The following is a 9,452-nucleotide window of genomic DNA, read 5'->3' on the forward strand; positions in this document are numbered from 1 at the left end:
GACTAAACGCTCCAATCCGAGGCGAACCGGTCCAGCTCGTCCTGTGAGACCAGGGGGACGTCCCACTCCCCGGCGGCTGCCGGGTCCGCCGGGCCGGTGCCGTCCGCCGTCCGCGTGGCGGCTGCCGCGATGCCCCGCACGGTGCGGTGCGCGAACACGTCCTGCGCGGTGAGGACGAGCCCCGCGGCCCGCGCCTTGCTGACCAGCTGGATGGAGACGATGCTGTCGCCGCCCTGCTGGAAGAAGTCGTCCTCCGCGCCGACCCGGGGAAGCCCGAGCACCTCGGCGAAGATCCTGGCGACGGTCTCCTCCTCGGGGGTCGCGGGCTGCAGTTGCGAGGCGGAGGCGGCCAGGTCGGGGGCGGGCAGCGCCCGCTGGTCGAGCTTGCCGTTCGGGGTGACCGGCAGCGCGTCCAGCACGACCAGCGCGGCGGGCACCATGTAGTCGGGCAGGCGCGCGGCGAGCGCGTCGCGCAGTCCGGTGATCAGTGCGCCGTCCTTGCGGCCCGCGAGCGGGTCGTTGGCGTACCGCTCGGGGGCCGTGCCCGGCCGGTACAGGTCCCGGTAGGCGGGCTGCGGTTCGTCCGCGCCGGTGTCCGGCACGAACACCGCGTCCAGCCGGCCGTCGGCGACGTCGGGCGTCCAGGTGACCAGCGCCCGGTAGCCGTTGCGGGAGCCGGTCTCGGTCAGGGCGGTGACGTCCACCCCGTCCGGCACCGGGACGCCGTCGATCTCGGCGACCACCGCCAGGTCGGGGGTGAGGCGGGCGTTGGGGACGCCGGTGACGCGCAGCGCGGCCGGGCGTTCGTCGCGCAGTCGCGCGGCCAGGCCGGCCAGGCCGCCGGTCTCGTCCCAGTCGACGGCGGGCACCCCGGCGAGCGACACGGCCGCGCCGGGCCGCTTGTGCAGCACCACGTCGTAGCGGTAGCGGCTCAGTTCGTTGTCGTAGGTGGCCTGCTTGATCCGGACGTCGGCGCCGCCGAAGCCGTCCAGGACGCCGGCGAGGGTGTCGAACAGGCCCGGGTCGACGAGCAGTTCGGTCTCCCGCTCGACCGCCCGGTCGACCGCGAACCGCGCGGCGGCGGGGCTGTCGTCGGGGTGTTCGACGCGGTGGACGCCCGCCCGCATGCAGCGCAGCAGCCGCAGGTCGCGGATGTCGCCGAGGAAGACCGCGCCGGTGTCGCCGAGCAGGCTGAACGCCTTGGCGATGACGTCGGTCAGGTAGTCGACGCTCGGGAAGTACTGCGCCACGGAGTTGATGACGACCGTGTCGAACGTCCCGGCGGGCACCCCTTCGAGGAGGTGCGCGGGGCTCGCGGTGAACCGGGTGCGGTCGGCCAGCACCGGGTCGGCCGCGGTCTGCCGCCGCAGCGTCTCGATCACCGTGCCGGACAGGTCGGTGCCCCAGTACAGGTCCACGTGGGGCGCGACCGGCGCCATGATCAGGCCGGCGCCGACGCCGATCTCCAGCACGCGGCGCGGCCGGAGTTCCATGATCCGCTCGACGGTGGCCGCGCGCCAGGCGCGCATGTCCTCCTCGGGCAGCACACTGCCGTCGTAACTGCTGTGCCAGCCCGCGAAGTTCTCGCCGAGCGGCGGGCCCTCCTGCTCGGCGGCGCCGTACACCTCGTCGTTGATGACCTGCCACTTGTCGACCTGGTCGGTCTCCAGGCCGAGGTCGCGGGCCTCGCCGTCGGGCTGGGCGGGCACGACGTAGCCGACGAGTTTGCGGTCGCCGGGCCGGTCCTCGCGGATCACGACGGCCGCGGAGGCCACCTCCGGCTGGTCGGTGAGCACGCCGGCGATCTCGTCCAGCTCCACGCGGAAGCCGCGCAGCTTCACCTGGTCGTCGGCGCGGCCGACGAACTCCAGCTGTCCGTCGGGGCGCCAGCGCACGACGTCGCCGGTGCGGTACATCCGCTCCCCCGGCCCGCCGAACGGTGCGGCGACGAACCGTTCCGCGGTCAGTCCCGGCCGTCCCAGGTAGCCGCGGGCCAGTCCGACGCCGGCCACGTACAGCTCGCCGGGGACACCGACCGGGACGGGGCTGAGCCGGGCGTCCAGCACGTACACCCGGGCGTTGGCGATCGGGGTGCCGATGGGCGGGACGGCGGCGCCCGAGAGCGGTTGGCTCATCGTGGCGCACACGGTGGTCTCGGTCGGGCCGTAGGCGTTGATCATGCGGCGGTCCCGGGACCAGATGCCGGCCAGCTCCGCCGGGCACGCCTCGCCGGCGACCGTCAGCACCAGGTCCGCCGGTACCGCGGCCGGGTCCAGGCCGGTCAGCGCGACCGGCGCGATCGTGGCGTGGGTGACGCGGTGCTCGGTGAGGAAGCCGGCCAGTGCCTCGCCGAGCAGCAGGCCGGAGTCGACCGGCAGCACCAGGGCGGCGCCGCGCAGCAGGGCGATGCAGGTCTCCGACACCGCGGCGTCGAAGCTGGGCGTCGCGTACTGCATGACCCGGCTGTCCGGGCGGATCGCGAACCGCTCGATCTGGGCGGCGGCCAGGTTGCCGATGCCCCGGTGGGTCACGACGACGCCCTTGGGGCGGCCCGTCGAGCCGGAGGTGTAGATGACGTAGGCGGCGTGGTCGACCGAGGCGGGCCGGTGCCGGTCCGCGTCGGTGAGCCGCGCGGCCGGGCGGGCCGCGATCTCCGCGGCGGTCGCGGGGTCGTCGACCACCAGCCGGGGCGTGCCGGGCAGCACCTCCTGCGCCATGTCCGCCACCGCGGCGCAGGTCAGCAGCAGGGCGGGCGCGCAGTCCTCGGCCATGAAGGCGACCCGCTCGCGCGGATAGCCCGGGTCGACCGGCACGAACACGGCGCCCGCGGCGACCACGGCGAGCTCCGCCACGACCAGGTCGACCGACTTCGGCATGACCAGCAGGACCCGGTCCTCCGCCCCGGCCCCGTGCGCGACGAGCTGCCGGGCGAGCCGGTTGACCCGCGCGTCCAGTTCGGCGTACGTCAGTTCCTCGGCGCCGGCGACCAGGGCCGTGGCGTCGGGGGTGCGGGCGGCCTGGTCGGCGAACAGCTCGGGCAGCGTGTCGGTGCGGACGGCGCGTTCGGTGCCGTTCCAGTCGGTGAGGATGCGCCGGCGCTCCTCGGCGTCCAGGGCGTCCAGTTCGCTCAGCCTGCTGCCCGGCCGTGCGGTCGCGGCGTCGAGCATCCGGACCAGGCGGCTGATGAGCAGTTCGACGGTGGAGCGGTCGTACAGGTCGGTCGCGTACTCGACGGCGCACACCATGTGGTCGTCCGTGTCGCCCTCGCCGCGCACCTCGCGGAAGTCGAAGAGCAGGTCGAGCTTGGCGGTGTGGGTGATGGCCGGTTCGATCCAGGCGTCCAGGCCGGGCAGGTCGAGGACCGGTGTCTCGTTGTTCTGGAAGCCGAGACCGATCTGGATCAGGGGGTGCCGGCCGGCCGACCGCTGCGGGTTGACGGCCTCGACGAGCCGCTCGAACGGCAGGTCCTGGTTGGCGAAGGCGGCCAGGCCGTCGGCGCGGGCCTTGCCGAGCAGGTCGGCGAACTCCGGGTCGCCGCTGAGGTCGGTGCGCATGACGAGGGTGTTGACGAGGAAGCCGACCAGGTCGTCGAGGGCCTCGTCGGTGCGGCCCGCGATGGAGATGCCGAGCGGCACGTCGTCGCCGGCGCCGAGCTTGCTCAGCAGCGCCGCGAGGGCGGTCTGCACGACCATGAACGGGCTGACGTCGTACTCGCGCGAGCACCGCAGCAGCTGCCGGTAGACCTCCGGCGGCAGCTCGAAGCGGAGCGTCTCGCCCCGGTAGGAGGCGACGGCCGGACGGGGCCGGTCCGGCGGCAGGGTGACCTCGTCGGGCAGCCCGGCCAGGTACTGCTTCCAGTGCGCGAGCTGACCGGAGATCGCCGAGTGCGGGTCGTCCTCGTCCCCGAGGATCTCGCGCTGCCAGAGCGTGTAGTCCGCGTACTGCACCGGCAGCGGCTGCCAGTCGGGGGCCTTGCCCTGGGCGCGGGCGGTGTAGGCGGTCTGCAGGTCGCGGGTGAGCGGCACCAGGGACCAGCCGTCGCCGGCGATGTGGTGCACCGGCATGAGCAGCGCGTGGTCGTCCTCGGCCACGCTGAACAGGTGGGCGCGCACGGGCGCCTCGGTGGCCAGGTCGAAGCCGATGCCGGCGCGTTCGGCCATGGCGTCGGCGAGTTCCTCGGCGGCGATCTCGGTCACGCCCATGACCGGCGTCGCCTCGCTCGCGGGCAGGATGTGCTGGCGCGGGGTGCCGTCCCGGTCGGGGAAGACGGTGCGCAGGCTCTCGTGCCGGGCGACGACGTCGCCGATCGCGGCCTGCAGCGCCTCCCGGTCGAGGGAGCCCTTCAGCCGCACCACGAGCGGGATGTTGTACGTGCCGGCCCCGCCGTCGATCTTGTCGACGAACCACAGCCGCAGCTGGGCGAAGGACAGCGGGATCTCCTCCGGCTTGTCCATCACGGTGAGCGGGCGGCGGGCCTGAGGGACGTTGCCGGTGCCGGCGAGCCAGGAGATCAGTCCGGCCGGGGTGGGCTCCTCGAAGACGGTGCGGATGGCGAGCTCGACGCCGAAGGCCGCGCGGATGCGGCTGACGAGCCGGGTCGCGAGCAGCGAATGGCCGCCCAGGTCGAAGAAGTTGTCGTCCATGGAGACCGACGGGACGCCCAGGATCTCCGCGAACAGGCCGCAGAAGATCTCCTCTTCGGGCGTGCGCGGGGCACGGCCGCCGGAGCCGGCGGCCAGGTCCGGGGCGGGCAGCGCCCGGGTGTCGAGCTTGCCGTTGGTGGTCAGCGGCAGCGCGTCGAGCTGCACGAACCACGACGGCACCATGTGGTCGGGCAGTTCGGCCGCCGCGTGCTTGCGCAGCTCGGTCACGTCCGGCACCCGGGGGCCGACGACGTACGCCACGATGCGCTTGTCGCCGGGGTTGTCCTCACGGACGACGACCGCGGCCTGCCGGACGTCGGGGTGGCGCAGCACCGCGGACTCGATCTCGCCGAGCTCGATGCGGTAGCCGCGGATCTTGACCTGGAAGTCGGAGCGGCCCAGGTACTCCAGTTCGGCCGAGCCGTCGACGGGCCAGCGCACCACGTCGCCGGAGCGGTACATGCGCTGTCCGGCCGGGCCGAACGGGTCGGCGACGAACCGGGTGGAGGTGAGGTCGGGGCGGCCGAGGTAGCCGTCGGCGCAGCCGGGTCCGGAGACGTACAGCTCGCCGGGCACGCCGGGCGGGACGGGGCGCAGCGCGGCGTCGAGGACGTACAGGCGCAGGTCGTCGATGCCGAGGCCGATCATGCTGCCGGTGCCGACGGTGGCGTCGGCCGCGGTCAGCATCCGCTCGGTGGTGTGCACCGTGGTCTCGGTGATGCCGTACATGTTGACCAGGCGGGGCGCGTCCTCGGCGTGCCGTGCGTACCACTGGGCGAGCCGGCCGAACTCCAGGGCCTCGCCGCCGAAGATGACGAAGCGCAGGGCGAGCCGGTCACCGGTGGCCGGGTCGTCCTGGTCGGCCTGGATCAGCTGGTAGAACGCGGACGGCGTCTGGTTGAGGACGGTGACGCGCTCGTCGGCGAGGCACTTGAGGAACTCGTGCGGGGAGCGGCTGACGTCGTAGGGCGTGACGACGAGGGCGGCGCCGTTGAGGAGGGCGCCCCAGATCTCCCACACGGAGAAGTCGAAGGCGTACGAGTGGAACAGCGCCCACACGTCGTCGGGCCCGAAGCCGCTCCACTTCTCGGTGCGGTCCAGGAGCCGGATGACGTTCTGGTGGGCGACGACGACGCCCTTGGGGCGGCCGGTGGAGCCCGAGGTGTAGATGACGTAGGCGGCCTGGTCGGGCAGCGGGGCGCCGCCGCGCTCGTCGTCCCGGACCGGTGCGGCGGGCAGCGCGGCGAGGGCGGCCGTGGTGTCCGGGTCGTCCAGGACGACGGCCGGCACGTCGCCCGAGGGGCGGGCGAGGAGGTCGGCGGTGGCGGTGACCATCGCGCTGGGGGCGGCGTCGCCGAGGATGTAGGCGGCGCGGTCCGCCGGCGAGTCGGGGTCGATCGGCAGGTAGGCGGCGCCCGCCTTGAGGGCGCCGAGCACGGCGACCGGCAGGTCGACGGTGCGGGGCACGGCCAGGGCGACGAGGTCGCCGCGCCGCACGCCGCGCGCGAGGAGCAGCCGGGCCAGCCGGTTGGAGCGCTCGTCGAGTTCGCGGTAGGTCAGGGTGCGGCGGTCGCCGGCGACGGGCGAGACGACCGCGGTGCGGTCGGGGTGCGCGGCGGCCACCTTCGCGAACCGCTCGGTGATCGTGGTGCGTTCGCCCTGCGGGGCCTGGGCGGCGGCGCCGCCCCAGTCGTCCACGAGCCGGGTGAACAGCTCGTCGTCCACGACGTCGAGGGCGCCGATCGGGCGGTCGGGGTGGGCGGCGAGTTCGCCGAGCAGCCGGGTGACGAGGCGGTGGTGCGTCTCGGCGGCGCCGGAGCCGTAGACGTCCGGGTTGGCCGACAGGTCGAGGCGGAAGCCGCCGTCCTGCTCGCCGACCACGATGAGGGAGAAGTCGTCGTCGTGACCGGCCGTCAGCGGGTGCAGGGTGGCGGTGTGACCGGCGAAGGTGACCGGCGCGGAGACGACGTGCAGGTTGACGCGCGGTCCGAGCAGCCGGCCGTCGGAGCCCAGCAGCTTCAGGTCGCGGCGCAGGTCCTCGTAGCGGTACCGCTTGTGCTTGGACGTCTCGCGCATGCGGCGGTGGGCGTACCGGATGAGTTCGCCCGCGGTCATGTCGGGGCGGACGTTCAGGCGTACGCCGATGACGTTGGAGACCATGCCGGGCACGGTGCGGCCGGCGGCGGTGGAGCGGGCGGCGACGGACAGCGCGATGACGACGTCGTTGCTGCCGGTGACGCGGCTGGTGTACGCGGCGAGGGCGGCCAGGACGGCGGCGGGCCAGCCGACGCCGACGGTGCGGGCCGCGTCGCGGACCCGGGCGCCGGTCTCGGGCGGCACGTGGCGGCTGCCGCGCACCTGGCGGTGGGGCAGCGCGGTGGGCCGGTCGCCGAGGCTGGCGACGGCCGGGGTGTCGGCGAACTCCGCGGTCCAGAAGTCCCGGTCGGCCTGGAAGGCGGCGGACTGCCGGTAGGCCGTCTCGTCGTCGATCAGCTCGCGCAGCGGCGGCAGCGCGTCGCCGGTGGTGTCCTCGCCCGCGACGAGCCGCGTGTAGATCTCGGCGAGCCGGGAGGCAACGAGACTGGCGCCGAAGGCGTCCATCACCACGTGGTGGTAGCGGTAGTAGAACAGGGTGCGGTCGTCGGCGACCTTGATGAGCGCGAACCGGTACAGCGGTCCCTCGCACACGTCGACCGGGGTGTCGGCGTCGGCCCACATCCAGGCCTCGGCCTCCCGCTGCGGGTGCTCGGCGGAGGAGAAGTCGAGGACGTGCAGGGGCTGCTGGTCCCAGTCGCCGACCGGCTCGACGGTCTGTACCGGGCCGGTGCCGTCGTCGGTGAACCGGGCGCGCAGCGCCTCGGTCTCGGTCACGACCTGACGCATGGCGGACACGAACAGCCGCTGGTCGACTGCTCCCGCGATGTCCAGGTAGAGGGCGGCGTGGAAGGTCGCGTTCGGGCCGCTCAGGCTCTGTGCGTACCAGATTCCGGCCTGGCCGGCGGTCAGTGGCAGAACCGTGGCTGACGAGTCAGACATCTGTCCTCTGTTTTCTTCGGGCCAGGCCGATCCGGTGTTCGGTCAGGGCATGAAAGGCCGGCACAGCGGCTTTCGCTCAACTGGGGTTCAGCGACTGGTGTTCGATGTACTGGCTCAACGGATACACGACCGGATAAACGTTGTCGCGGGCCAGTGCATTTTCCGGAAACGGCTCCCGCCCCCGGGCATTCGGGGTCTTCGCGTCGGCTCGTCTGCAGCTAGCGGCAAGCGGCTCCGTGCATTGCCGGGGCGTCCCTAGGATCGGCCCGCAGGAAATGACCTCGTACAGATTAAAGGGGTAACGTCATGACGGACGCTGTGGACAAGGTGGCGACGTGCCCCGTCGCCCCTCGCGGCTGGCCCAACCCGCTGCTGCCCGAGTACGACCAACTGCCGGAAGGCCGCCCGCTGACGCAGGTGACCATGCCGTCCGGCAGCAAGGCGTGGCTGGTCGCGCAGCACGACCACATCCAGCGTCTGCTGGCCGACAACCGCTTCAGCGTCGAGCCGCACCCGACGTTCCCCATCCGGTTCCCGGCGCCGCAGGAACTGCTCGACATGATCGCGCGGGACGCGAAGAACCTGCTGGTGACCATGGACCCGCCGCGGCACACCCGGGTCCGCCAGATGGCGCTGCCGGACTTCACCATCAAGGCCACCGAGAAGCTCAAGCCGCGCATGCAGGAGCTGATCGACTACTACCTGGACAAGATGGAGGCCGAGGGCGGCCCCGCCGACCTGGTCCAGGCGCTGGCGCTGCCGTTCCCCGCCCAGGTCATCTGTGAGCTGGCCGGCATCCCCGAGGGCGACCGGGACATCTTCACCCGCAACGCGGCCATCATGGTGGGCACCCGCCACTCCTACACGATGGACCAGAAGCTGGCGGCCAACGAGGAGCTGATGAAGTACTTCGCGGCCCTCGTCACGGAGAAGCAGCAGAACCCCACCGACGACATGCTCGGCAACTTCATCGGCCGGGCGAGCAAGACGGACGAGTTCGACCACCACGGTCTGACCCTGATGACCAAGATGCTGCTGCTCGCGGGCTACGAGTTCATCGTGAACCGCATCGCGCTCGGCATCCAGGCGCTGGTGGAGAACCCCGAGCAGCTCGCGGAGCTGCGCGCCGACATGCCGCGGCTGATGCCCAAGACCGTGGACGAGGTGCTGCGTTACTACAGCCTCGTGGACGAGATCATCGCCCGTGTCGCCCTGGAGGACGTCGAGATCGACGGCGTCACCATCAAGGCCGGCGAGGGCATCCTGGTCCTCAAGGGCCTGGCCGACCGCGACCCGTCGAAGTACGAGAACCCGGACGTCTTCGACATCCACCGCGACGCCCGCGACCACCTGGCCTTCGGCTACGGCGTCCACCAGTGCCTGGGCCAGCACGTCGCGCGGGCGATGCTGGAGCTGTGCCTGACCAGCCTGATCGAGCGCTTCCCGAACCTGCACCTGGTCGAGAGCGACGAGCCGATCGAGCTGATCGACGGCCTGCCGCCGGTGCACAAGCTGAACATCGGCTGGTGAGCGGCATGAAGCTGATCGCCGAGCGCGACCGCTGCATCGGGGCCGGGCTGTGCACGCTGCACGCCCCGTCCGTCTTCGACCAGGAGGACGACGGCCTGGTGATCCTGCTGACCGAGTCGCCGTCCGGCCCCGCCGCCGACGACGCCCGCAAGGTCGTCGAGCACCTGTGCCCGTCGAAGGCCATCAGGATGTCCGACGGCTGAGCCCCGACCCCGTCCCCCGGGCCGCGGGTCCGGCACCCTC

At 72.7% G+C, this 9,452-nt stretch carries 3 protein-coding genes; 2 read left to right on the forward strand and 1 reads right to left on the reverse strand.

The window, feature by feature from the left end; genetic code table 11:
• Positions 1-2: 2 nt before the first annotated feature.
• On the reverse strand, positions 3-7,679 hold the full coding sequence (locus QC282_RS30570) for a non-ribosomal peptide synthetase (RefSeq protein ID WP_279552840.1): 7,677 nt from the start codon (positions 7,677-7,679) through the stop codon (positions 3-5).
• 306 nt (positions 7,680-7,985) lie between these two features.
• Between QC282_RS30570 and QC282_RS30575 the strand changes: the two genes are divergently transcribed.
• Positions 7,986-9,209, forward strand: coding sequence for a cytochrome P450 (locus QC282_RS30575; protein ID WP_279552841.1), 1,224 nt, complete (start codon positions 7,986-7,988; stop codon positions 9,207-9,209).
• Between the two features lie 5 nt (positions 9,210-9,214).
• The gene (locus QC282_RS30580) at positions 9,215-9,412 is read left to right on the forward strand and encodes a ferredoxin (protein ID WP_279552842.1); all 198 of its coding nucleotides are present in this window, start codon (positions 9,215-9,217) and stop codon (positions 9,410-9,412) included.
• Positions 9,413-9,452 lie beyond the last annotated feature (40 nt).

This window comes from Streptomyces sp. DH24, from assembly GCF_029813775.1.
Classification (GTDB): domain Bacteria; phylum Actinomycetota; class Actinomycetes; order Streptomycetales; family Streptomycetaceae; genus Streptomyces.

What these genes read in the sequence shown, in the direction of transcription:
- QC282_RS30570 (WP_279552840.1), bottom strand. Translation starts at nt 7,679, where the DNA reads ATGTCTGACTCGTCAGCCACGGTTCTGCCACTGACCGCCGGCCAGGCC.
- QC282_RS30575 (WP_279552841.1), top strand. Translation starts at nt 7,986, where the DNA reads ATGACGGACGCTGTGGACAAGGTGGCGACGTGCCCCGTCGCCCCTCGC.
- QC282_RS30580 (WP_279552842.1), top strand. Translation starts at nt 9,215, where the DNA reads ATGAAGCTGATCGCCGAGCGCGACCGCTGCATCGGGGCCGGGCTGTGC.